Source organism: Paraburkholderia sp. BL6669N2, assembly GCF_003387275.1.
GTDB lineage: Bacteria > Pseudomonadota > Gammaproteobacteria > Burkholderiales > Burkholderiaceae > Paraburkholderia.
Map to the genome: position 1 here is coordinate 19,261 of NZ_QUNA01000002.1, position 20,845 is coordinate 40,105.

Below are 20,845 nucleotides of genomic sequence, written 5' to 3' on the forward strand. Positions count from 1 at the left end.
GGCATTCGTCGCCAAGCCGACGGGTGAGGTGGCATGGAGGCAAGCGCCACAGCGCAGCGGACAGCCAGTAGCTGCACAGTCACCGGGACCATCACGCGTAGTAACACCTGTCAGCTTATGCAAGGCGCTAGCCTCCTACCATCCGCGGATGTTCATCCAGTGACGGGGCTTTGCTGCCAGGAATGTACGTTACGGATGCTGTGCGTTTTCGCATAGATCATTGATGCTTCCATCGTTAAATCTTATGGAAAACTGAAGCACGACACTTACCACCTGGGAAAACGATAAGGACCGCTGTTTAACGAAATGCCTAAGCTATAGCAGCGTCCATTATTTCTTCCGGCGCGCGCTTGAGGTAGGTCCATTCCAACGACGATGATGGGAGGTGTACGATGCCGAGATGCATGTGGACGAATGCATTGGCGACTTCTGCGGCTATCGCGATTGCAGGTTGTGGTGGTGGGGATCATCTCAACACTAGCGGACCGCATTACGTATCGGACATCGCCGTCCCAAACGTCACGGCAGGCGTCAACTTCTCATTCGATATCGGCGCCGTTTCGGGTAGCCGATACTATTTCACCGACAGGAATAACGCGTCTCTGGATCAAATCGACATATCGTCGAAGAGCTTCCTCAAGGCCATCCACGGAAGCGGCCCTCTCGCGTTTACGGGGCTTGGCCCCGGGCCGAATTCGCAGGCCGGTCCGGACGGCGCGACCCCTGTCGGCAACCTCATCTACGTGGGCGACGTGAACTCCGTGAAGGTGGTCGATCCCGCTGCTGGCGTGGTGACAAGCAAAATCACGGTTAGCACGACGGGCGTGCGCGCGGATGAAGGTTGTCTTGATCCCACGCACGGCATCTTTATGATCTCGAGCCCGGAAGAGACGCCCCCGTTCGCCACATTCGTCAACACGGCCACGCAGACCGCCGTCGCCAAAGTGACGTTCACCGACAGCGCAGACAAGCCCACCGCGGGCCTCGAAGCCTGCCGGTACGATGCCGCCAGCGACAACTTCTATGTGAACGTCGACGGAAGCACGGCGAATCCCCATGGCGAACTGGTGAAATTGCCAGGGGCGTCCATTCGCGCGATACCGAACGGTGGCACGCAGAACTACACGACCCTTGCGGGCGTCGCGCTGTACTCCGAAGGCAATTGTGATCCTACCGGGCTGGCACTCGGACCCGGAAACGATATCGCGGTTGGATGCAGGGAAGGGACGACTGGCGCGCCCTTGCTCATGCAGATCCTTGATCGTTCGAACGGCGCGCTTCTGGCGTCCCTGAACGCAGGCGGCGGCGATCAACTCGAATATGATGCGCCCACCAATCGCTACTACAACGCGGCGAGCCGGTGGACGTCTTCTGGCAGTGCGTCGACGAACGGTGCCTGCTCGGCGGCATCTCCATGCACGCCTGTGTTGACTATCGTCGACGCGGGCAACCGCAGTGTCGTTACTCGCCTGAACGCGGGCAATAACGCGCATTCGGTTGCGGTCGACCCGGCGAGCGGGCTCATCTTCGTTCCGTACTCTTCAGCGACATCGCCGGCGGGGTGTCCGAGTTGCGCGGCAAACGGGTTCGTCAACGGCGGGGTGTCGGTATTCGCTGCTAACTGAGGCGCGGCGCAACTTGAGGCTTCACTTGCGTGACATCTTGAGGTGCATGTAATAGTAAGCTGGAAGGCGGCGTGCCGACCTGGAGGTACGTGTCGCCGCCCAACCAGTCCGATCAGCACTCGGTTGACGAGCGCCGAAATTGCACCAATGGCCATTTGCGACCGAAGGTGCGTCATGTAGTTGACACCTATTGGAGCTGGCTGAACAGGGCAGGTTGGACTGATTTGCGGAACTTGCGTGAATGTTGTACGTGACGGTCCGGTGACCGAATGCAGTAGCCGAGCGCAGCCGTTTCTTCAATTCATGGCTGCGACGGTTCGCGCCAGATACCCATCAGGCTCAAGCGATTGGCGTAAATCGGTTGCTCGGTACCTACGGCGACCTTTTCAAATGTGAGGGACTTCCCCAACCTGAGGCGACGTTGTAGTCGCACGGGCGCTGATAATCATATAGCCGGCCCCCTCCGTTCGACTCGAACGGCTGGCGCAGAGGCGGAGGTACGAACACCGACGTGACGCACAGGAGGCCGGCATGAACAAGTTTAGTGGAATCGACCTGCACTCGAACAACAGTGCGGTCGCGGTCAGCGATGAAACGGACCGGGTTGTCTACCAGCGGCGGTTACCGAACGATGCGCTCCGGATTCGGGTTGCTCTGGCACCGTACCGGCCCGAACTGGTCGGGGTGGTCATCGAAGCGACGTTCAACTGGGTACTGGCTGGTGGATGAGTTAATGGAGGACGGCCATCAGCTCCATCTGGCGAACCCAGCGGCAATCAGACAGTACGAGGGCCTGAAATACAGCGGCGACTTCACCGACGCAGCCCATCTGGCGCAACTCCTGCGTCTGGGGCTATTGCCAGAAGGCTACATTTATCCAGCAGAAGAGCGGCCAGTACGGGACCTCTTGCGCAAACGAATGCAACTGGTGCGCTGCCGGACCGCACAGATACTCTCAATCGAAACCTGTTTTCCCGACAGACAGGTCAGCGGATGACCGGAGAAGTGATCAAGCATCTGAGCGACGAGCAGGTAAATGCGCTCGGTTTTGCGCCTGATGTGACGCTCGCCATGCAGGCCAATCTGGCGGTGATGCGCACGCTACAGGAGGAAATCGCCATCTTGCAGAAGCGACTCATGGAGCGTGTACAACTGCTATCATCTCCTCCAGATTGCGCAAGCTCAGCGGGTAGGCCACGTACCAACGCACGCACACCAACATTATCTCGAGCGGATAGTGCAACCGCTTCAGCACTTTGGCTACCACCGGACTCAGCGCTTTCATTGTCGCTAACATCATTATGTAAGGTCCCGCAGCATACCAGCCTCCGCTATGCAACAGAACCGCCAGCATCCGCAAGCGAATACCCCATGCCGGGCCTACCTGGCTCCTACGCCCGCCGCCGGCACAATGTTGAGCCGCGGCGCGCTTTTTACTTCGGGGTTCTTCTTTCGCGGGTGGGGCACGGGTTGGGTTTGAGGACCTTGTGGCGGCCCAAGTTTTTTCTCGGGCGATCTACAAACAGCGCGGCTTATGCCGATAACACTCCAACGCGACCCTCCTGCGTTGTGCAGAACTTTAGCACCGCTGTCATCATGCAAGACGATCGAACATTGCACAAAAAATGCAGTTCTAAAACGCGCGCTTTAGCCGAATTCTGCTCCCTACGGAATAGCTGTTTGAACGCGGACTTTTAATGCGTGCGATTGCGGAACCTCTCGATGTCCTAACTGTCCACGTAGGATGTCACCCTTTTTTTAGGGGGTTTCAAATGGCTGCCTCGCAATCAGGGGCGATGCCCCTCTCCGATGAGGAAGCACGGCGCCAGTTGCGCCGTGCTGTCATCGCCAGCACGATTGGTACGACGATCGAATGGTATGACTTCTTCCTGTACAGCACGGTCACCGGTCTGGTATTCGCGAAGCTGTATTTTCCCGAATCGGACCCGCTCGTCGGCACACTACAGGCTTTTCTGATCTATGCCGTCGGCTTTATAGCGCGGCCGATCGGCGCGGCCATTTTTGGCCACTACGGCGACCGCATCGGACGCAAGGCCACATTGATCGTGACGCTGTTGCTGATGGGAGTCGCCACTTTTGCCGTGGCCTTTGTCCCGACCTATGCGGCGATCGGCATCTGGGGCGCCGTCATACTCACGGTGCTGCGCTTCATCCAGGGTGTGGGCGTCGGAGGCGAGTGGGGAGGCTCGGTCCTGATGTCGATGGAATGGGCACGCACCAACGCGCATCGCGGCTTCGTCGCGTCCTGGCCGCAGTTCGGGGTCCCGGCGGGTCTGTTCCTCGCGAACCTTGCGGTGCTGGCCATGAGCCAAATGTTCAGCAGCGCATTTTTGACATGGGGCTGGCGGGTGCCTTTCTTCCTCAGTATCGTACTGGTCGCGATCGGCCTTTACATCCGCTTGAATATTCTTGAGACGCCAATCTTCGCGAAGCTCCTGGCTGAGCGCAGGATCGAGAAGACACCGATGCTCGAAGTATTACGCCGCCAGCCGAAAGACATTCTTCTCTCGGCCTTTGCGCGCATGGCCGAACAGGCGCCTTTCTATATTTTCACGGCCTTCGTATTCACATACGGCGTCACGACACTGGGCACCACGCGCGACCTGTTACTGACGGCGGTGTTGGCGGCTTCCGTGCTGGAATTCGGCACGATCCCGTTCTTCGGCCATCTGTCCGATCGGATCGGACGGCGACGCATGTACATGATCGGGGCCGCTGCTGTCGGCGTATTCGGCTTTATCTATTTTGCAATGGTCGACACCAGGAATCCGATGTGGATCTTCGCGGCCATTGTGCTCTCGCTGGTACCGCATTCGATGATGTACGGTCCGCAAGCCGCCTTGATCGCGGAGTCGTTTACGGGGCGGTTGCGTTACAGCGGCGCATCGCTCGGCTACCAGTTGGCTTCCGTCATTGCCGGCGGCCCTGCACCGCTGATTGCCACCGCGCTTTTCGCTTACTTCCATTCGGGCTATGCAATCGCGGTCTACATCCTCGCATGCGCGGTGCTCAGCCTGTTCGCCGCTTCGCGACTGGGCGATTACACGAACAAGGACATTTCACAGGAATACGACGACCCGCGACCGATGGGCGACAGCCGACATGCTACCCCGCACGCGTGATCAGGCAAGCCGGCGATATCGAGCAGTACATTGGCGCCTGCGCGGCTTTCGCTGCCGGGTAACTGCGCAACTGGTCGGTAACGATCCTGCGCGGCACCGGGTTCGAACGCAGCAACAAGCCAGAAAGAAACGCTGCCAACATGCCTTGCTTAGGCCATGCACCGCGTCGAAGCCGGTGAAGTCAACAAGCCGGCCAGAATCGAAGGGCCTCCTTGAAAAGCCGAGCAGCGCAGACCATTGCCGCGCTGACAATCCTGCAATCCACGAAAAGGCATGAAGTGTGTGATTCGCACATTTGAGGAACGCAGCGATCACTCTCTCAGGTATCGAATTGGTACATCGTATTCGCAAAAGCCAATTCAGCCTCGCGAATCCTCGGTTTTCCCCACGCCACACTGCAGGGCCTCCTTGGTACCTTGTTCGCACCGCTGGCTGTGGTCGCTTGCGGCGAAGCATTGGTCACCTGAGTCGCAGAACTGGTGCGCTGGTACAACCACGAACACCGCCACAGTGCGATCCGTTTCGTGACACCGGCCCAGCGTCATGCAAATCTTGATCAAAACATTCTCGAGCGCCGCGAGATGCTCTACGAGGGGCTGCCCGCGGGCGTCATCCGCTCCGGTGGAAAGGCGCCACGCGGGACTGGTAGCGCATTCATGTGGTTCATCTGAATCCCGATCGGGCTGACCCAAACATCGCGGCCTCGCAACTCCGAAATTAGGAGTTAAAAGCAGCCTGAATTGCAATCGTCGAGGCGACAACTACCTTGAAAACTTCCGACACTGTCCATGCGCTTCTTGCCATGTAGTCGATCGGCTATGTTGAATCCACTCATCTCCATGACCACGCCAAGCTTACTTTCGATCCGTTGCGACTCGTGAGAACGTGGAGGTTAGCGCGTCGGATGTTCTGCACCTCAGCGCTGTCGCTCAAAGCCAGCGGTTGCTGTTGGGGTGTTTTAGGAGACGTCTTGTATTTCGAAGGCGAAGCTTTGAGCGGCGCGTGAGGCTTAGTCTCTCCGGCCATTTCGCTTCGACTGTTCTTGACCGCTCTGGGTGACACGCCAGTTGCTTTCTTTGGCATTTGCGCTTCCTCGGACAAACTATCTTTAAGAAAGAAACGATTGCTGATCGACGTTCAGGGCAGAAGCCCGCGTGGTTGCTTCAGGCACGTTTGATTCGTCGTCCGTTTGAATGAAGATTGCTTGAACGCCAGCTTGTCGCACTGGAGCGACTTGCGGGCTGGGCAGTACGCCCTCGCATCATGGAGGACGGGGAGTCTCTTCTCCCTAACCTTGCTTTTATCAATTGATGAGAGAAAACCGTCGGGTGCCTCTCAGGATTTTCCACCGGCCGACTCGCAGGCGGTACTGCCTCAACGCAGCGCTTCCAGGCGACGTTGGCAACGTTTGTCGTCTCCACCGCGTCGATAGCTCCGGATGGCCTTTGTGCGGTCCGGGGCAACGCTCCTGTCTTCTGCGCCCCACACGCCTTCCCAGAAAAGACCGAGATTGTGTGCCGAGGCTTTATGTCCCAGTTCAATGGCCTGCTCGTAAAGCGAGCGCGCGCGGCTCACGTCCACCTGCATGCCTCTTCCGAGGCGCGCGCTATCGGCCAGCGCGGCGGCGGCCATGCCGCGCAGACGACCTTCGGCGGTCTCATCCTTCATCACATCCTCGAGAATCGCGTTACCTCTTCCCAGGTCCGGCTCCGCTCCAGTCGGGGTGACCAGAGAAATGGCCATTGCCAGTCGCCAGGCTGGATGTCGGTTCGCCCCAAGGCGCTCGAGTAACCAGCGTCCCAGATCGGGTGCGCGGTTTAACGTGCTGGTGAGCAGCGCATTAGCGATGGCAGCGAGCGACTCCGGTGACAGGAATCCAGTCTTGTTTGCCGCAATGACATGACGGGAGAACTTTTCGACATCAAGTGTCGGGTCGGCGCGGCGCAACTGATGCCATTCACGCTCGATCGTCCCAACCCAGCTTTCTATTTGCACGGTGAGCAATCCGTTGGTGAAGTATGCACCTTATTCTAGCTCACCTTTTGTCGATTGCAACCTGCGGATCAGATAGAGATTGCACGAAGACCCTGGCAGTGCGATTTTTCTACATAAGTGGTACCGCGATGAGGACCGATGGCTGCAGCGCGGTGCCCGTCATCGGAAGAGCGCGTTGAAAATACCTGGGCAGTCAACGGGTGGTTGACTACAACGTGAAGGTCCGCGTGAAGTCGGTCAACACGGGCGTCGACATTTTGAGTGTGAAGGTGTCGATGAGCCCGTTCGACGAAATCGCCGTTGGAGAGGCGGTACATCTGAAGGAAGCCGGCGCGGCGACGGAGGCGGCCGCCGTGTCGGCGGGCGGTCGCCCAATGTCAGGAAACGCTGCGCACGGCGCTGGCGATCGGCGCGTACCGCGCGATTCTGATCGAATCGAATGAAGGCCTGCAGTCGCGAAGCTGCTGAAGGCGCTGGTTGACGAGGAGCAACCGCAACCGGTGAACCTCCGCAAGCAGGCCATCGACGACGATTCGAACCAGACGGCGGGAACGTTGTCGCTGAAGTTGCCCGCTATGCCGCAGTCCGGACGATAATATTGACTTCATCGCAATGGTGGCTGTTTTATCCCATCCATAAATTGGACGGTCTCGTAGTCACGCACGAGTTTTTCGAAACCGCGGACGACGTCGGCCTCCATCGCGTGAAAACCTTTTTCGCCTTGAAAGTTGCATCTGAAGGCTTGATTGAACCGGTTGTTCAAGTAGGAACTGACTGCCCCAATCTTTTCGGGACTCCCTGAGTTCGTGAAGAGAACTGACCTGGGTGAAGCAGCGTCATAGAAAAGGTTGTGCGGCCACTTGGGTACAAAGTTCGCGGGCCTCTCGTCGGTAATCCACATGGAACCGATAAGCTTAAGTTTCCCCTTCATGCCCTTGGGCGTTATGAACGTCCACACCTTGCGCGGCAGCCGCTCCTGAAGTTCAGCCAGCTTGTGAGTATCGGCGCCAAGTGTACCTATCCGCCCTTCGCTTACGTCCGATACGAAGTCTTTCCAGTAGTAGAAGATGTCCAAATCTACTCCGTTCTCAAATTGACGATTTCGGGTCAAACGTCGGGACGGTCGACTGGAGGCCGACGCTTGGCAATTCAGTTCCCAAAGGCGCCTCTAACCTTTGACCGGCGTAGCGGACCTGCAGACGGTGGAAGCGGCTCGCGACACCTGGTACCTCTACCGCTTGCACCGTATCCGGTCGAAGCCATCCGGGCGTACCTGAAGGAACATGAGATTGCACAACCGGTGCCCTACGCATCTTCCCGAAGTCAATGACTTCGCGCACCGACGGCTGAAGCCGATGCAGCGTCGCCCGAGTGCGCGGCGACACCCATTAGAGCGAGCCGGTGTCAAGCAAACAGGCGAAGTCAGGCTTGCAGCATCAGGGTGGGGTGATAGCGCCACACCTTCAGGTCGGCGCTCAGCAGGGGCATCCCCTCGTGCAGCGCCTGGGCGATCATGAGGCGGTCGAACGGATCCGCGTGATCCGCATGGAAAGGAAGCATCGAGACTGCCTCCGTATGTTCACCCGTGATCGGCAGTTCCACGAAACCGGACAGGCGGAACGCCGAGCGGGCATCGCGCGGATGCACGCGCAGGTTGCCTTTCGCATGCTTGATGGCAATCTCCCAGATCGCGGCTGCGCTGACCAGCAACGTATTGGCCGGATCCTCGATCAGGCTGGCGGCCTGCGGTGACAGCTGTGGCGCACCTTCGGCGGCCCACAGCGCGATATGCGTATCGAGCAGCACTTTCACCGAGTGAGTCCCTGCTGCGCGCTTGCCTCGAAGTCGGCGGCGATCGCGTCATCAGCGGCGTTGAACGCCTCGACGGTGGCGGGCACGGCCAGGCCGGCCAGCAGATGCCGCGCGGCGCCGATGCGCCGCGGCGCCGCGAACGGCAGCAGCCGCGCGACGGGCGTCCCGTTTCGGGCGATGATGACCTCGTTTTCCTGGCCGACCTCCAGCCGCTCGACTAGGCTTGATAGTTTCGACTTGGCGTCGTGCATGTTGATCGTGAGCATGGCACCACCTACGTATTAGCTAATCAATGTTAGCTAGTATGCAGGCATGGGCCGCCAAAGGCAAGCACCAGCATTACGGACAGGTCGCAGCATCGCATGGTTCACCAGGCATAATTTGACATAATTAAAGTGATCACTTTTCGTGAACGTTTTAGTTCAGATTGTGAATTTTTGGGTAGTCCCACATAGCATCTCCGGCTCGATGAACGAGCGTTCGTCTTTGACGATCGGATGGCCGGTTACGGGCGGAGCCGACGCCTGTACGTCCGAGCGACGACGCATGTGAACAGCGGTTCGCTGCCTCACAAGTCAGTGAGCCGTCCAGTTGCAGCGTACTTCAGCCGGACGTCAGGGACTCGCGCAAAGGGCGTCAGAAGTCAAATTTCGCCGCTAGTTGGCACCTTTGCACCAACGCCTAAAGCCCAAATCTGACGGTTTTCGCCGTTAGCGTACGCAAACGGCCGAATCTTGACGGCAACCCCGTATTGCCGGGTACTGCCGTTCGGCGAGCAGGGCGGGGCAGTGCGCTTGCGAAATTATACCCATATAGATATAATTTCATGCATGGAGAAAAAGCCAAAAACGCTGCACTGGGTCGGATCCGCCAAGAAGGATTTGATGGCGATGCCCGAGGCCGTCAAGGACACATTTGGATATGCGCTGCATCTGGCGCAGGCAGGATCAAAACACGCGGCCGCGAAGCCGCTATCGGGCTTTGGATCGGCGGGCGTGATCGAGGTTGTGGAATCGGCCGAAGGCGGCACATACCGCGCGGTGTACACGGTGAAGTTGGCGGGAAGCGTCTATGTGCTGCATTGTTTCCAGAAGAAGTCCGCGCACGGCATCGCAACGCCGAAGCCGGACATGGACGTCATTCGGAGCCGATTGAAGGCGGCCGAGGATCATGCGAAAGGAGTCGCAAAATGATCGAGATCGAAGAAAGCAGCGGTAATGTGTATGCCGATTTAGGCGTGCCTGATGCTGACGAAATGCTGGTAAAGGCGCAACTCGCAACGAAGATTGCGGAAATCATCAAGGCTCGGAAATGGACGCAGATGCGGGCCGCCGAAGTACTCGGAATGACGCAGCCGAAACTATCGAACATGCTGCGTGGTCAGTTTCGCGGAATCAGCGAGGCAAAGATGCTTGAGTGCCTTGCGAAGCTCGGACGCAACGTGCAAATCGTCGTCGGGCCAGCACGCCGCTCCACGAAAGCCGGACGCGTCGAAGTCGTATTCGAGTCGCATGCGTGACCCGCAGGCGCGGGCTGGGTGCGCGCGCCGACCAGGTGAGGTTTGGCGATGCTCTCCGGGATCCACCCGGCTACGTTGCGCTTCATGCGCGGCATCTAGCGCGAGTGGTACTGTCCACGTCCGGAGCGCACGCTCACCGACTGGCTAGCTGACATGCGCCACGCCGCGCTGCCCGGCGAGGGCATCCGGATCGATCGGATGCTTGCGGAGTCGATCACGGCTCTGGAATACATCGTTATTGCGCGCGGCGGCCGGTTGCCGCCTGAGTTGATGCAACGGTAAGTCGTTCGGGTGTAGTTACCTGACCCTGCGCGGTTCGCCCTGTACAAGCTCATCGTCAGCACGCTTCGGCCCTCACGTTGCGACCCCGGCCTGGATCTGTCGGAACGCCCACGTGACTTTCCCGCAAATCCGGGGCGTTAGACATTTTGGGTTTCAGTGCAACAAGCCGAGGTAATCCGACGGTGCAAATGGTCGTTGATGCTCCTGAAAGAGCTCACCGTATCGAGGAGCCTTTATCTTCCAATACGCAACTAACTGTCTGTTCCAGCTGCGCAAACGTCAAACCCAAAACCGCCTGCAGGGTTGGTCCCGATGAGGTCTGGTCTGGCACTCAATTCCCACTGGCGATCGTCGTTCAAGGGCGCCGGTGCAGCTGGATCGTTCGTCCGTCGACGATTACGCAGCAGTGACTTCTGGTAGATTGTTGCGCGGCGCAGTACAAATAAAGAAGACCGCGAACGATTCTGTCGAGGCACGTTAAGGAAGTTTCTGATCACGCAGCCGCCGTCTCGCCGGATGGACGCGCCGAGGTTTTCACGCTGTCGGTTTGCGGCCGCAAGGTCGAAGGCGCCGTTGCACGTGACGCACTCGAGCAGCACTTCTGGCTACCGCGTGGCGCTGACGCGGCGCGCACACTCAGGACCTTTGAAAACGGTCGCAGCCGCATCGTGGCGCTCGCACAAAGAAAGCTGCTTGCGCGGCCCCACGAGTCGCTGTGGCTGGGCCTCAACGACTTCCTCACCCGGTAGCCGGAAGTTAAGTGACGAAGGCTCCCGCGTCCCGGATGCGGCATCTGGACGACACATAAAAAAGCACGATCGTTCAAATGTTGATATATTTCGTATTCCTACATATTGTAGATTGAAGTGGTGCCAGCCTCGGAGCTCGTGACAGGTAGCGCGTCTGCATGGAAGCGACTGACGCGATGGAGCGGGCAACGAAGGATCTTTTTCGTGTACGGAAGTCAAGCGGGAGTGACCTCATCGATCGCGTCGATCATGGATGTCCTGTCGCTTTCCCGGTCACGCGGCGGAAGACGCTTGACGCCAGTCGTGCGCTGCTCGTCCCCGAAGCCCGGCAGGCGCTCCCAGTCTCTGTCAAAATAGCAGCATTGGTTCCACCAGTTCCCGTGCACACCATTGCGGGTTCGTCGGGCTGCATGTCGCCGCCAACAGCGACGTACATTGCCGAAGACGGCAACCGGAATCTATCCTCCCTGCGATCGCGGGAAGAACCGTTACTGCAGGCACGACATGGCACACGAGCGTTGCGAACAATGCGGCAACCAGACGCCACCCTGGGACACCATACACTGCGGATCTGGCGATGGCCGCTATGAGTTGCTCTGCACTCTGTGCTTCAATGCCAGGATTGCCGAGTCCACTGGATTCACCGATTTCGAGAACGTCCGCCTTGACCCCATCCGGATGATCGACTGCCACGGGGAGCCGCACCAGTTCCATTTCCGGCTTCGGCTTTTGGGCAACCGGATGGCACTGGATGCGTTTGAGCTTCGGGGAGAACTTCGCGCGGGCTACCGGTTCCAGTTGATCGGCGAAGCTGACGAAGATGTGTTCGTGTTGCTCGGGCGCCTCGTTGAGAAGGTGCGTCGCGCGCTGTCGGTCAGGCACATCGATTTTCATGAGCGCCGGATCATTGACAGTACGGTGCGCGGGCATATCGAATGGGATGAGACGCAGGCGGGGCGCTTGCCACTCGTGGTGATCGACGGCAAGGAGGTCTCGTGGGAGGATCTTGGGCAAATGCTCATGAGCATGGAAGGATGGCAGTTCCGGCTCGATATCGCTGACCCGAGCGAAGAGCTTTGAGTCGCGTTGCAGACGCGGCGAAACGGGCGACAAACCCTATCCCCGGACCGGTTTGCCGACCTGACATGTACAACCTGCTGGGTGCAGCCATGGTCGCAGTCAAGCACGATGATCTTTCTTTGGCCTTTGACTTCGTCAGCTACGCGGCGCCAACGGAGCATAACGCGTATGTCTCGCTCGATACAGGCAAGATCTATTGGACTTCTGATTCCAGCGACGCGCTCGACGAGGAGATTCCTGACGACCTTGAAACTTCCGATCGCTACCTTGCGATACCGCACAGGAACGAGCTCGATCTCGGAAGACGTCTCGCCTTGCGCTTTGTCGCACAGGAGTTGCCTGCGCGTTATGACCAGGTCGAAGGACTATTCCGGCGGCAAGGAGCTTATGCGCGTTTCAAGGATTTGCTGGACCGTGAGGGCGTTCTCGAGCGCTGGTATTCGTTTGAAACCGATGCTGTCGAAAGCGCGCTGAGGCAATGGTGTGCCGAAAACGGGCTTGAGCTTCTTGAGATGTGACGGATGCTGCTGGCTCTCGCAACGCCAGGTGTGCTGCTTCCGGAGATCAAACGCAGACGCGTGCTCGCACTGCTCGGTGAGCGCACGCCCATCCGGGAACAGGAAACCATCGGCTCGATCCTGATGGAAGATGCCGCGCTAGCGCCGCCGGTCGACGCAATCCTGTGCCGGAAGAATGTCACGGCGATCTGGGCAGTTCGCCGCGGCACTCGAGGCGGGACATCGACCTGCGATCCGGATGAGTCCGGCCGAGATTCTCGCATACGCTGACGGCGCGGACCGCTTGCTGGCCGGCCAGCGGGCATTCCGCCCGGCGGCGGAGCGATGCGCAGGCGTTTGCGCGCAGCGCATTTGGTCAGGACCTGCTGCCGGTTGTGCGCATCGTCGACGAACTCGGTACTGGCTATCTGCAAGCCTTGGCGCCGCGCCCGGCGACGGAAGGCGCCGCAAACTATGGGATCTCAACCGTACACCGTGCCAAGGGGCTCGAATGGAAGCGGGTCAAGGTGGCGAACGATTTTCGCCTGCGCGGTGCCGACGGCCGCCCGATGCCGGACGAGGATGAGCTTCGGCTGCTCTACGTGGCCGTGACTCGCGCGCAGCATGCACTCGATATCTCCGCATGGCGCGACGAGCGCACCGGCTTTTTAGTCTCCTGCACCAGGCCCGGCCGGCATAGCGGATGAAATCCAGCGTCGACCCAGTTCCGGCACCGCGGCGATGTTCACGCAGACCACGCCCACCTGCCGCCCGCGGCACGCGACAGAAACCGGGGCTCACATGGACGTCCGGAACCGGGGTAGAACGGCATTGCAGGGCTGGATGCCCATGAATTCAAGGAGATCTAATACGATGGCAGCACCGAGTTTTGTCTATACGATCTCCTGTGTCGCGAAGATGCTCGGAGAGCCGGTGGATTGGCTGGACGAACTGGCGACTCTGAACCTGGAGCCAGAGGACGGGTGTCTCGGGATCATCGACGATCTGGACGTCCCCGCCGAGCAGTTGGTCTCCGTAACCGCCTTCACGGATGCTGGAATCGAGGCACTCAAGGAGCTGGTTGCTGAAGCAAAGCGGCAGTCTGGCGGGACGGGCAGCGCAGGTAGATAGGCGCGGTTCAGGACCACGCATGCACGCCCTGGCAGACCAGGGCGTCATCGCCGTCCCCACGATCGGGCAATCGTCCAGTCATCCGGGCTGATCACTGCCGCTGTGCATTGGGCAAATCGGGCCGGAGTTCCGCCTCGATCTGATCGATTGATGGCAGACCGCTTTCCAGCGATTCAGGCACATGGCGCAAAAGCTGATATTCGGCAACGCCCATTGGGTTGGCCACGCCGCGCAGCGCATATTCCGCCACGAGCCGGTTCTTTTCCTTGCACAGCAGCAGGCCAATTGTCGGCTGGTCCTCGCCCGCCTTGACCTGCGCGTCGATCGCGGACAGGTAGAAGTTCAACTGGCCTGCATATTCGGGCTTGAACGGTGTTGTTTTCAGTTCGACGACGACGTAGCAACGCAGCTTGAGATGGTAGAAAAGCAGATCGACAAAAAACTCGTCGCCGCCTACCTCCAGCCGGTACTGGCGTCCCACGAATGCGAAGCCGGCGCCCAGTTCGAGCAGGAAGCGGGTGATGTGTTGGGTGAGCGCGCGCTCGATGTCGCGCTCCTGGGCGTTCTCGGCCAGACCGAGGAAGTCAAGGATATACGGATCCTTAAGCGCGTCGCGCGCGAGATCGGACTGCGGTGGCGGCAACCGGTCGGCGAAATTCGTGACTGCGTTGCCGGCACGCCCATGGGCGGCCGTCTCGATCTGCATGGTCAGCACGCTGCGCGACCAGCCGTGCTCGAGCGACTTTTCCGCATACCACAACCGTTGGGCGTCGTCGTTGAGCTTGTCCAGCAGTGTCACGACGTGCGACCACGGTAATTGTGCAACGGGCTGTTGCACAAATTCCGGCTGCGGGAAGGCTTGTGCCAGCGCGCGCATGTACTTGAGGTTGCGAGGCGAGAATCCGCGCATGTCGGGAAACGCTGCCTTGAGGTCGCGCGCGAGCCGGTCGACAACGCCGGCCCCCCAGCCTTGTCGCTGCTGCCTGTCGAGAATGTCGCGGCCAATCTGCCAGTACAGTGTGACCAGTTCGCGATTCGCGCTGGCCACGGCGCGCTGCCGCGCGCGCTCGACGCGCTGCTTGAGTTCGGCAAACCAGTGGTGATAATCCTCAGCCCATGCGGGCGTACCCAGATCTTTGTTCATGCGCTTTGGTAGTCGGGGCACCGGTTGTCGCGCCCGGAAGGAAATTATCGTGGGGGAACCGGCAGTCGACAAGCGGAGCCAGCGTGGAGTCGCCGCGATGATACCATCGCACCCCGTTAAAAATGTTGATAAATTATGTTATGTCAAGTTAGCGGGCGCTCAGTCAAAGTTCTCTCGAAACCTCACCTGCCTCCAGTACGGACCGCCCTCGCGCCAGCTTCGGCCTCGAAAACTGAGCTGAAACTTGGCCATCTCACTGCGGGCGTGGCTCCGAACGTGTCGTGTGAGGCAGTGCGCGTGATAAATCACGACTACGAGCTCCATGGGACGGATTGCGGGAGGATAAAGATTCAACTAAACTAAGTTTGATAAACTAAGTTCATATGGTGCTGCCATGCATATCTACAACATCCACGAGGCCAAGACCAATCTGTCGCGGCTGATCGAGGAAACCGTCAACGGCGGCGAGCCGTTCGTCATAGCCAAGGCCGGCAAGCCATTGGTCAAGGTAATGCGCGTGGATGCCGAAGCCTCAAAGCCGCTGCGGCGCATCGGGTTCCTTAAAGGGCAGATCAAAGTACCGGCAGATTTTGACACTATGGCAGCGGACGAGATCTGCGAGATGTTTCAGGGCAAGACAACGTGAGGCTGTTGCTCGATACTCATCTGTTGCTCTGGGCTGCGGCTGACGACCCTGCCTTGTCGAACGAAGCGCGCGCTGCCATCGAGGACGCCGACAACACCCTCTGCTTCAGCGTCGCCAGCATCTGGGAAGTTGTCATCAAAAGCGCACTGGGCCGAGAGGACTTTCAGCTCGATGCACGTGTTCTTCGCAGGCACCTGCTTGATGCTGGTTATGAAGAGCTGTCGATTGAAGCACAGCATGCACTCGAAGTCGGAGCCCTCCCGCCTCTTCACAAGGACCCCTTCGACCGGCTCCTCGTCGGTCAAGCGATAGCAGAAGGAATTGTGTTGCTGACCCACGATGAGCAGATAAAGCGGTACGATTTCGCGCCGGTACGGTACGTCTAGATCTTTTTCCGCATCTGTAGGCCCTCTTCGTCCGCTGCCGGCGCAAACCCAACATCGAGAAACTCGAGGACGAACGGGTCGCGAATCGCTTCCTCCGGCGTCATGATGTCACCCGGCTGGACACCGGCGGCTTTCCTGAGCAGCGCCGCCTTGTTGCGCGACAGCGCCAGCCGCTCGTAGAAGTGGCTGCCGATCTGGCGGTCGAGCTGGCGCACCGACCAGCCTTCGCGCAACGCTTCCGTCTCGTAAAAGGCACGGCGGCCGCCGTCTTCACGGAAAGCAGGCGCACATACGCGGACCATGGCAACGTAAAACGGGTGGCTCGCGCCATGTAATCCGGCGCCGTTGCCGTGGCGTCGACGACGTCTTTCGCCGGCAGCGATTTTCCAGACGGCGTCTGGACATTTTCGGGGGCGGCCGATTTTCCAGACACTGTCTTGAAAACCTCTGTCTCGGGCCAGGCGCCATAAAAGGCGCGCATGCTGGCCAGATTCGCCTTGCCGAACCCGCCTCCGAAACGGCGCGTCAGGTCGTCCGCGAGCCGGGCGATCAGCGCCTGTCCGTAGCCAGCACGCGCCTGCCCGCCCTGCTCACGGGCGACGATCCGCCGCCCGATCTCCCAGTAGGCGGCGGTCATCACGGCATTGACGTTGCGTGCCGCCGTGCCTCGCGCCGATTCGACGACACTGACCACCTCCTTGTGCAGCCCGGCGTAGCCGCCAGGCGCGACTGCCACCTTCGTCATGACGCGTTGACGGCATCCTTGAGCGCCTTGCCCGCCGTGAACTTGACGGTCTTCGCCGCGGGGATCTGGATCTCGGCGCCGGTCGCCGGATTGCGGCCGACCCGTGCGGCGCGCGCACCCGCGGAAAACGAGCCGAAGCCGATCAGCTGGACGGTATCGCCCTTCGTCACCGCGCCGGTGATCGCAGCGATCACTGCGTCGATCATCTCGCCGGTCGCGGTCCTGCTTTCATCGGTTAGCGCCGCGACCGCATCCACCAGTTCCTGTTTGTTCATTGTTGATTCCTCGTCGTGGTTGGGATGTCGCCACCCTGCCCGATCGGCCTGCCTTCACGCAATCACGACCAGAGGGCGGTCCGGTTCTGCAGCAACCGGATCAACTCAACGTATATTGACTTCGCAATGCGCCGTCAGGGTCGGTCGGAAGCGCCACGGCACGGCAGATCAATCACGAATTTATCGCTCGTCAACGGGCGACGACCGGGAAGCGGCATGAAGACAAATCGCCACATCTGATAACCGGCGTCATCGCGACCAATCAGGATGTCGCCGCAGATCGCCACCCGATTCATCAGAAATACAGATTATCGCAACGGGCGATTGTTCAGGTGCTTGACCAATATGGATTTTTAGGACCGAACCGCCAGTTTTGCAGGGAAAGTACGACTACCCTGACAAATGGTGAGTCGCTTTCACAACAGGTGCGCAAGGGCACATAGAAGCTGCCCCGATGTTGGTAGTCTTTCCTGCACCAGACGCCGGAGGCATCGTGGTGAAGGCGCCGGTATGTCGTTGACCTGAGACCAGTAGAAGAACATGCAAAAAAAAAACAGGAGGGCTTCACCATGCTGAGGTGGATCACAAACTGGGCTTCACATCACGCTCCTACCCCGAGAAACGGTCGGAACGGGCGCTAAACGAGTTGCGTATGGAGCTGTTCCAGGCCGAGCAGCGTGTCCTCGATGCGCAGATGCATGCGGATTATTACCGCTCACGCATCGCATTTTGCGAAGCAGTTTTTAAACAAGGCATCGAACAGGTGTCCGATCAGCGCAAGCGCCAGGAAGACGCTGTTCATGAACTGCGCCCGGGACTCAGGCTCACGGCAACGCAATAGCAGGTGCGCAGTCAAAGTTCAATGCATCCACCGGTTATCAGATGTTGGAAGCCGGCGTCCGGCAGTTTACTGCGTGGGGCAATACTGGCGAGGGCCGCCACGTTCTCATTGCGATCGTCCGCTATCGCGCCGCCCATTCACCGACGAAACGCGCGACGCTGCAAACGGCCGGTATCGCCCGCCGCTTGATGCAAGGTGGCGAGTTGCATCAGGAGGCTGCGCCATCGTGACGGCGCGTGACGGGCGAACCCATTTTACTGACGAACCGTTCGATGTCCTCAAGCTGGTATCGCGCTGGGCGAGCTGCACCCGGTAGTTCATGGGATGCCAGAGCGCTTCTTTCGCTAGGTGAGCGCGCACCTGCTCGGGCGTGGGCGCGCGCGGGAGCCGCGCGCAGCGCTTCGGTCGCAGGCACCACCTTGTCACGCAGCCACACCTCAATGGCCCTGTCGCGGGCCGCCAGGGGACGTAGCCCATCGCGGATCACTTCGCTTTCAGAAGCGTATTCGCCGCTGGCGACCCTTGTGCGAATGAGTTCGGCCAGCTCAATGGGCAGCGTAATGCCGAACCGCTGTGTGGTGCGCATGGTGCTCTCCGGGCTAACAGGATTTAATCCTGCTCCGCCGACGGGGGTGCCGGCAAGGCGCGCCGGGCTTACGCAGATGACCTGTGATGGCTGCGCGCGACGGGTCGGTGCACAGCTTCGCGGTTCTTCCGGCGCCGATCCGCTTCGAAGGAAAACCGGATGTGTCCGTCATGGGCGCCTGTTATCCGCTTGCCAGGGCCAGCATCGAACCGGTGCACCGCTTCGTCCCTCCTTCCCAAGCTCTTGCTGCGCCGAATCCAGGCCGGCCTGCGAGCGATCCGTCACAGAACGCGCGGGCGTGTCATGCGCTCACAGAATTGGAAGACACAGTCCGGTTGCGCTTACCGGTTACTCCGGTAAGAAGTTGCGCGGCGTGTTATCGCGTTGCGCTGCTCGCAAGCCGGGATTGGATTAGCTTTGAAGGCCTTGCTTCAACACATAAACAACCACAAAAGACAGACAGCCCCAGACGAGAAAACGCCTTTCGTCTGAACCAAGAGTCCGCGCCAACTTCGGAGCAAGGAAGCTGCCGCCCCGAATGTGCGCGCCATTTGCATGCTCCCTGTGTATGCGGGATTTCATATCCATGCTCCCTGTAAGCGAACCTTCGCGGCGCCTGAATCTTGTTTGCTACAGTCTGTGCGGAGCTGCGTACTTAGCCTTTTCGAGCGCGAACCGGACCGTCATGCCCCCTTGGTCTCTAGCCGTGTAGCGCCTCGTGCTCGCGCTGCTTTCGATGCTCGTGGCGAATATCAGTGCCCCGAACAACGTAGACGACAGACTCGGCAATGTTGGTCGCATGGTCGCCGATACGTTCGATGGCCTTCGCGATAAACAGGTACTCGAGCCCCGTCGAGATTGTCCGTGGGTCTTCCATCATGTATGTCACCAGATTGCGCACGAATGCCCGGAACTCCTTATCGACGGCTTCGTCCTCCCGAACAATCTGTGCAGCTCCAACCGCATCCATTCGCGCAAATGCATCCAGCGCTTTGTGCAGAATCTTTAAGGCCATTTCACCGGAGATTTTGATTTCAGCGATGTTGAACGCTCGGGGAGCACCATGCCTGTGAATTCGGCGCATGCGTTTTACCAACTTTCGAGCTTCGTCGCCCGCGCGCTCCAGGTTGGTAATGCACTTTGAAGTGGCCAGCAGGAATCGCAGATCACGCGCGGCGGGCTGTCGACGCGCAATGATATGGCTGACTTCCTCATCGATTGCGATTTCCATCGCATTGAGCTGATGTTCACCCTCAAGGACGGTTGCCACCAGCGCCCCATCGAATTCGTTCAGAACCGCCAGCGCAAGCGCGGTTTGAGATTCCACGAGCCCACCCATTTCGAGCAGTCTCGATGAAAGAAGGTTGAGGTCCGCCTCAAAACTGCTGGAAAGGTGCTTTTCTGACATGTTGACTTCTCCGCGCAACGCCCGGGACGCAGTTATGAGTGCCGCTGCGTCCATTTCACCAGAAACCATTCCGTTGTCCCGGCCCCAGAGCGCCCCTGCAATCAGAGCCCACATCGTCACGACCTAGAAAACCGTATATACCGTATCATCGTACGCTTCGCGTTCGATGTTCACAACAACAAATGTTGCGGGTCGCCGGGAGTACCGAAACCGGGGTGCATACGGAAATATCAATGGGCACTCCATTCTCTTCGCGCTCTGATGTGCGTAGCCATGGCGGCATTCGCGGAGCGGAGCAGAGTTCGGTTTTCCAGTGGTCGCGCCTTCGTATCTGGATACGGACACTTGCACGAAATTCCGCCAGCTGTCACGGAGTGACAGGTACCGGTACCGTTGCGATGGTTATCGCCGCTGCACCTGGTTTCGGCCCGCCCGTTTCGCTGCGTATCGTGCGCGGTCCGCTCGCGACAGTGCGCCGCGCGCATCGTCAGAAGGCAGGACCTCGCACACCCCGGCAGAAAACGCGTAGCGAATTCTCCGTCCCGCGCTTGTCCAGACTGTACGTCCAGACATCTCACGTCGCACTCGCTCGATGGCGGCCGACGCTTCGTCCAGCGATGCACCTGGAAGAACCATGAGAAGCTCGTCGCCGCCAATGCGGCCAACAATATCCGACCCGCGCACAGCACCAAGGATGGTCTGCGCAAAGTCTGCAAAATATCATCGCCCACGAGATGGCCGTGATGGTCGTTGATGTGCTTGTAACGGTCAAGGTCAAGTAGTGCAATGGAAAGTGGCGTCGCCGTCCGAATCGACGCTGGGATTGCGGCGTCGAAGAGCGCGAGGGCGTAGCGTCGGTTGGCGAGTCGGGTTAGCGCATCGCTACGCGCCTCAGCCTGGGCTGCATCTCTCGCGCGTTTCAACTCCTCCTCGCTCTGCTTCAGCTCGGAGATATCCGAGCCGATTACGGTGACCCAGCCA

At 59.4% G+C, this 20,845-nt stretch carries 24 protein-coding genes and 6 pseudogenes; 17 read left to right on the forward strand and 13 right to left on the reverse strand.

Annotation, left to right across the window (positions count from 1 at the left end; genetic code table 11):
- Nucleotides 1-392 precede the first annotated feature (392 nt).
- The 3 genes from B0G80_RS22555 (at nucleotide 393) to B0G80_RS22565 (ending at nucleotide 2,622) form a co-directional block, all read left to right on the forward strand.
- Nucleotides 393-1,625, forward strand: coding sequence for a hypothetical protein (locus B0G80_RS22555; protein ID WP_116119870.1), 1,233 nt, complete (start codon nucleotides 393-395; stop codon nucleotides 1,623-1,625).
- Nucleotides 1,626-2,156: 531 nt separating this feature from the next.
- Complete coding sequence (locus tag B0G80_RS22560; protein WP_116119872.1) at nucleotides 2,157-2,354, forward strand: hypothetical protein; 198 nt, start codon at nucleotides 2,157-2,159, stop codon at nucleotides 2,352-2,354.
- Nucleotides 2,355-2,358: 4 nt separating this feature from the next.
- Nucleotides 2,359-2,622, forward strand: a complete 264-nt coding sequence (locus B0G80_RS22565) for a hypothetical protein (RefSeq protein ID WP_147309892.1) — start codon at nucleotides 2,359-2,361, stop codon at nucleotides 2,620-2,622.
- 156 nt (nucleotides 2,623-2,778) lie between these two features.
- On the opposite strand, the pseudogene B0G80_RS22570 reads toward B0G80_RS22565, so the two are convergent.
- Nucleotides 2,779-2,910, reverse strand: a pseudogene (locus tag B0G80_RS22570) (IS6 family transposase); the annotation flags it as partial.
- Nucleotides 2,911-3,397: 487 nt separating this feature from the next.
- Between B0G80_RS22570 and B0G80_RS22575 the strand changes: the two are divergent.
- The gene (locus B0G80_RS22575) at nucleotides 3,398-4,768 is read left to right on the forward strand and encodes an MFS transporter (protein ID WP_116119876.1); all 1,371 of its coding nucleotides are present in this window, start codon (nucleotides 3,398-3,400) and stop codon (nucleotides 4,766-4,768) included.
- Nucleotides 4,769-4,811: 43 nt separating this feature from the next.
- Here the strand turns inward: B0G80_RS22575 and B0G80_RS48125 are convergent.
- The 3 genes and pseudogenes from B0G80_RS48125 to B0G80_RS22580 form a co-directional block, all read right to left on the reverse strand.
- Nucleotides 4,812-4,883: pseudogene (locus B0G80_RS48125) on the reverse strand (IS6 family transposase); the annotation flags it as partial.
- Nucleotides 4,884-5,546: 663 nt separating this feature from the next.
- A pseudogene (locus B0G80_RS47010) lies at nucleotides 5,547-5,966 on the reverse strand (hypothetical protein); the annotation flags it as partial.
- Nucleotides 5,967-6,142: 176 nt separating this feature from the next.
- Entirely contained in the window at nucleotides 6,143-6,763 is a 621-nt protein-coding gene (locus B0G80_RS22580) for a sel1 repeat family protein (protein WP_116119878.1), read from the reverse strand.
- Between the two features lie 227 nt (nucleotides 6,764-6,990).
- Here B0G80_RS22580 and B0G80_RS22585 point away from each other — a divergent pair.
- Nucleotides 6,991-7,350, forward strand: a pseudogene (locus tag B0G80_RS22585) (electron transfer flavoprotein subunit beta/FixA family protein); the annotation flags it as partial.
- A 17-nt stretch (nucleotides 7,351-7,367) separates the two neighbouring features.
- Here B0G80_RS22585 and B0G80_RS22590 read toward each other — a convergent pair.
- The 3 genes from B0G80_RS22590 to B0G80_RS22600 all read right to left on the reverse strand — a co-directional run bounded on the left by B0G80_RS22590 (nucleotide 7,368) and on the right by B0G80_RS22600 (nucleotide 8,841).
- Nucleotides 7,368-7,838, reverse strand: a complete 471-nt coding sequence (locus B0G80_RS22590; RefSeq protein WP_116119880.1) for a hypothetical protein — start codon at nucleotides 7,836-7,838, stop codon at nucleotides 7,368-7,370.
- 347 nt (nucleotides 7,839-8,185) lie between these two features.
- Nucleotides 8,186-8,575 carry a type II toxin-antitoxin system VapC family toxin gene (locus tag B0G80_RS22595; protein ID WP_116119882.1) on the reverse strand — a complete coding sequence of 130 codons (390 nt, stop codon included), beginning with the start codon at nucleotides 8,573-8,575 and terminating at the stop codon, nucleotides 8,186-8,188.
- Entirely contained in the window at nucleotides 8,572-8,841 is a 270-nt protein-coding gene (locus B0G80_RS22600) for a type II toxin-antitoxin system Phd/YefM family antitoxin (RefSeq protein ID WP_116119884.1), read from the reverse strand. The genes B0G80_RS22595 and B0G80_RS22600 overlap by 4 nt, the downstream gene beginning before the upstream one ends.
- A 564-nt stretch (nucleotides 8,842-9,405) precedes the next feature.
- On the opposite strand from B0G80_RS22600, the gene B0G80_RS22605 reads away from it, so the two are divergent.
- From B0G80_RS22605 to B0G80_RS22635, 9 genes are all read left to right on the forward strand, one after another.
- A complete protein-coding gene (locus tag B0G80_RS22605) occupies nucleotides 9,406-9,768 on the forward strand; it encodes a type II toxin-antitoxin system RelE/ParE family toxin (RefSeq protein WP_116119886.1) in 363 nt (120 codons plus the stop codon).
- A complete protein-coding gene (locus B0G80_RS22610) occupies nucleotides 9,765-10,094 on the forward strand; it encodes a helix-turn-helix domain-containing protein (protein ID WP_116119888.1) in 330 nt (109 codons plus the stop codon). The genes B0G80_RS22605 and B0G80_RS22610 overlap by 4 nt, the downstream gene beginning before the upstream one ends.
- 153 nt (nucleotides 10,095-10,247) lie before the next feature.
- Nucleotides 10,248-10,376, forward strand: coding sequence for a hypothetical protein (locus B0G80_RS47015; protein ID WP_258878982.1), 129 nt, complete (start codon nucleotides 10,248-10,250; stop codon nucleotides 10,374-10,376).
- 464 nt (nucleotides 10,377-10,840) lie between these two features.
- A complete protein-coding gene (locus B0G80_RS22615; RefSeq protein ID WP_116119889.1) occupies nucleotides 10,841-11,125 on the forward strand; it encodes a DUF1488 family protein in 285 nt (94 codons plus the stop codon).
- Between the two features lie 504 nt (nucleotides 11,126-11,629).
- Nucleotides 11,630-12,205, forward strand: a complete 576-nt coding sequence (locus tag B0G80_RS22620) for a hypothetical protein (RefSeq protein WP_116119891.1) — start codon at nucleotides 11,630-11,632, stop codon at nucleotides 12,203-12,205.
- Nucleotides 12,206-12,270: 65 nt separating this feature from the next.
- Entirely contained in the window at nucleotides 12,271-12,723 is a 453-nt protein-coding gene (locus tag B0G80_RS22625) for a hypothetical protein (protein ID WP_258878983.1), read from the forward strand.
- A gap of 3 nt (nucleotides 12,724-12,726) precedes the next feature.
- Nucleotides 12,727-12,993 (forward strand): hypothetical protein, encoded by a 267-nt coding sequence (locus B0G80_RS47020; protein ID WP_258878984.1) that lies wholly within the window; start codon nucleotides 12,727-12,729, stop codon nucleotides 12,991-12,993.
- A gap of 104 nt (nucleotides 12,994-13,097) precedes the next feature.
- Nucleotides 13,098-13,409, forward strand: coding sequence for an ATP-binding domain-containing protein (locus tag B0G80_RS47025; RefSeq protein ID WP_258878985.1), 312 nt, complete (start codon nucleotides 13,098-13,100; stop codon nucleotides 13,407-13,409).
- Between the two features lie 166 nt (nucleotides 13,410-13,575).
- Nucleotides 13,576-13,833, forward strand: a complete 258-nt coding sequence (locus B0G80_RS22635) for a hypothetical protein (protein WP_116119893.1) — start codon at nucleotides 13,576-13,578, stop codon at nucleotides 13,831-13,833.
- Between the two features lie 91 nt (nucleotides 13,834-13,924).
- Here B0G80_RS22635 and B0G80_RS22640 read toward each other — a convergent pair whose 3' ends face one another.
- On the reverse strand, nucleotides 13,925-14,977 hold the full coding sequence (locus B0G80_RS22640; protein WP_116119895.1) for a YhcG family protein: 1,053 nt from the start codon (nucleotides 14,975-14,977) through the stop codon (nucleotides 13,925-13,927).
- A gap of 394 nt (nucleotides 14,978-15,371) precedes the next feature.
- On the opposite strand from B0G80_RS22640, the gene B0G80_RS22645 reads away from it, so the two are divergent.
- Together B0G80_RS22645 and B0G80_RS22650 are read left to right on the forward strand one after the other, a co-directional pair.
- Entirely contained in the window at nucleotides 15,372-15,623 is a 252-nt protein-coding gene (locus B0G80_RS22645) for a type II toxin-antitoxin system Phd/YefM family antitoxin (RefSeq protein WP_116119897.1), read from the forward strand.
- Nucleotides 15,620-16,009, forward strand: a complete 390-nt coding sequence (locus B0G80_RS22650; RefSeq protein ID WP_116119899.1) for a type II toxin-antitoxin system VapC family toxin — start codon at nucleotides 15,620-15,622, stop codon at nucleotides 16,007-16,009. Before B0G80_RS22645 ends, B0G80_RS22650 begins: the two co-directional genes overlap by 4 nt.
- A gap of 100 nt (nucleotides 16,010-16,109) precedes the next feature.
- On the opposite strand, the gene B0G80_RS22655 is transcribed toward B0G80_RS22650, so the two are convergent.
- Together B0G80_RS22655 and B0G80_RS22660 are read right to left on the reverse strand one after the other, a co-directional pair.
- A complete protein-coding gene (locus tag B0G80_RS22655) occupies nucleotides 16,110-16,754 on the reverse strand; it encodes a DUF1016 N-terminal domain-containing protein (protein WP_309568774.1) in 645 nt (214 codons plus the stop codon).
- Nucleotides 16,751-17,044 (reverse strand): annotated as a pseudogene (locus tag B0G80_RS22660) (HU family DNA-binding protein); the annotation flags it as partial. The pseudogene B0G80_RS22660 and the gene B0G80_RS22655, both read right to left, overlap by 4 nt.
- Before the next feature lie 637 nt (nucleotides 17,045-17,681).
- On the opposite strand from B0G80_RS22660, the gene B0G80_RS22665 reads away from it, so the two are divergent.
- Nucleotides 17,682-17,870 carry a hypothetical protein gene (locus tag B0G80_RS22665; RefSeq protein WP_258878986.1) on the forward strand — a complete coding sequence of 63 codons (189 nt, stop codon included), beginning with the start codon at nucleotides 17,682-17,684 and terminating at the stop codon, nucleotides 17,868-17,870.
- Nucleotides 17,871-18,078: 208 nt separating this feature from the next.
- On the opposite strand, the gene B0G80_RS48130 is transcribed toward B0G80_RS22665, so the two are convergent.
- From B0G80_RS48130 to B0G80_RS48135, 3 genes and pseudogenes are all read right to left on the reverse strand, one after another.
- On the reverse strand, nucleotides 18,079-18,456 hold the full coding sequence (locus B0G80_RS48130) for a type II toxin-antitoxin system ParD family antitoxin (protein WP_408968085.1): 378 nt from the start codon (nucleotides 18,454-18,456) through the stop codon (nucleotides 18,079-18,081).
- Between the two features lie 700 nt (nucleotides 18,457-19,156).
- Nucleotides 19,157-19,864, reverse strand: coding sequence for a phosphate signaling complex protein PhoU (gene phoU, locus B0G80_RS22680; RefSeq protein WP_116123663.1), 708 nt, complete (start codon nucleotides 19,862-19,864; stop codon nucleotides 19,157-19,159).
- A 402-nt stretch (nucleotides 19,865-20,266) separates the two neighbouring features.
- Nucleotides 20,267-20,787: pseudogene (locus B0G80_RS48135) on the reverse strand (GGDEF domain-containing protein).
- Between the last annotated feature and the right edge of the window lie 58 nt (nucleotides 20,788-20,845).

What these genes read in the sequence shown, in the direction of transcription:
- B0G80_RS22555 (WP_116119870.1), top strand. Translation starts at nt 393, where the DNA reads ATGCCGAGATGCATGTGGACGAATGCATTGGCGACTTCTGCGGCTATC.
- B0G80_RS22560 (WP_116119872.1), top strand. Translation starts at nt 2,157, where the DNA reads ATGAACAAGTTTAGTGGAATCGACCTGCACTCGAACAACAGTGCGGTC.
- B0G80_RS22565 (WP_147309892.1), top strand. Translation starts at nt 2,359, where the DNA reads ATGGAGGACGGCCATCAGCTCCATCTGGCGAACCCAGCGGCAATCAGA.
- B0G80_RS22575 (WP_116119876.1), top strand. Translation starts at nt 3,398, where the DNA reads ATGGCTGCCTCGCAATCAGGGGCGATGCCCCTCTCCGATGAGGAAGCA.
- B0G80_RS22600 (WP_116119884.1), bottom strand. Translation starts at nt 8,841, where the DNA reads ATGCTCACGATCAACATGCACGACGCCAAGTCGAAACTATCAAGCCTA.
- B0G80_RS22605 (WP_116119886.1), top strand. Translation starts at nt 9,406, where the DNA reads ATGGAGAAAAAGCCAAAAACGCTGCACTGGGTCGGATCCGCCAAGAAG.
- B0G80_RS22610 (WP_116119888.1), top strand. Translation starts at nt 9,765, where the DNA reads ATGATCGAGATCGAAGAAAGCAGCGGTAATGTGTATGCCGATTTAGGC.
- B0G80_RS47015 (WP_258878982.1), top strand. Translation starts at nt 10,248, where the DNA reads ATGCGCCACGCCGCGCTGCCCGGCGAGGGCATCCGGATCGATCGGATG.
- B0G80_RS22620 (WP_116119891.1), top strand. Translation starts at nt 11,630, where the DNA reads ATGGCACACGAGCGTTGCGAACAATGCGGCAACCAGACGCCACCCTGG.
- B0G80_RS22625 (WP_258878983.1), top strand. Translation starts at nt 12,271, where the DNA reads ATGTACAACCTGCTGGGTGCAGCCATGGTCGCAGTCAAGCACGATGAT.
- B0G80_RS47020 (WP_258878984.1), top strand. Translation starts at nt 12,727, where the DNA reads ATGCTGCTGGCTCTCGCAACGCCAGGTGTGCTGCTTCCGGAGATCAAA.
- B0G80_RS22635 (WP_116119893.1), top strand. Translation starts at nt 13,576, where the DNA reads ATGGCAGCACCGAGTTTTGTCTATACGATCTCCTGTGTCGCGAAGATG.
- B0G80_RS22640 (WP_116119895.1), bottom strand. Translation starts at nt 14,977, where the DNA reads ATGAACAAAGATCTGGGTACGCCCGCATGGGCTGAGGATTATCACCAC.
- B0G80_RS22645 (WP_116119897.1), top strand. Translation starts at nt 15,372, where the DNA reads ATGCATATCTACAACATCCACGAGGCCAAGACCAATCTGTCGCGGCTG.
- B0G80_RS22655 (WP_309568774.1), bottom strand. Translation starts at nt 16,754, where the DNA reads ATGACGAAGGTGGCAGTCGCGCCTGGCGGCTACGCCGGGCTGCACAAG.
- B0G80_RS22665 (WP_258878986.1), top strand. Translation starts at nt 17,682, where the DNA reads ATGGAGCTGTTCCAGGCCGAGCAGCGTGTCCTCGATGCGCAGATGCAT.
- B0G80_RS48130 (WP_408968085.1), bottom strand. Translation starts at nt 18,456, where the DNA reads ATGCGCACCACACAGCGGTTCGGCATTACGCTGCCCATTGAGCTGGCC.
- phoU (WP_116123663.1), bottom strand. Translation starts at nt 19,864, where the DNA reads ATGTCAGAAAAGCACCTTTCCAGCAGTTTTGAGGCGGACCTCAACCTT.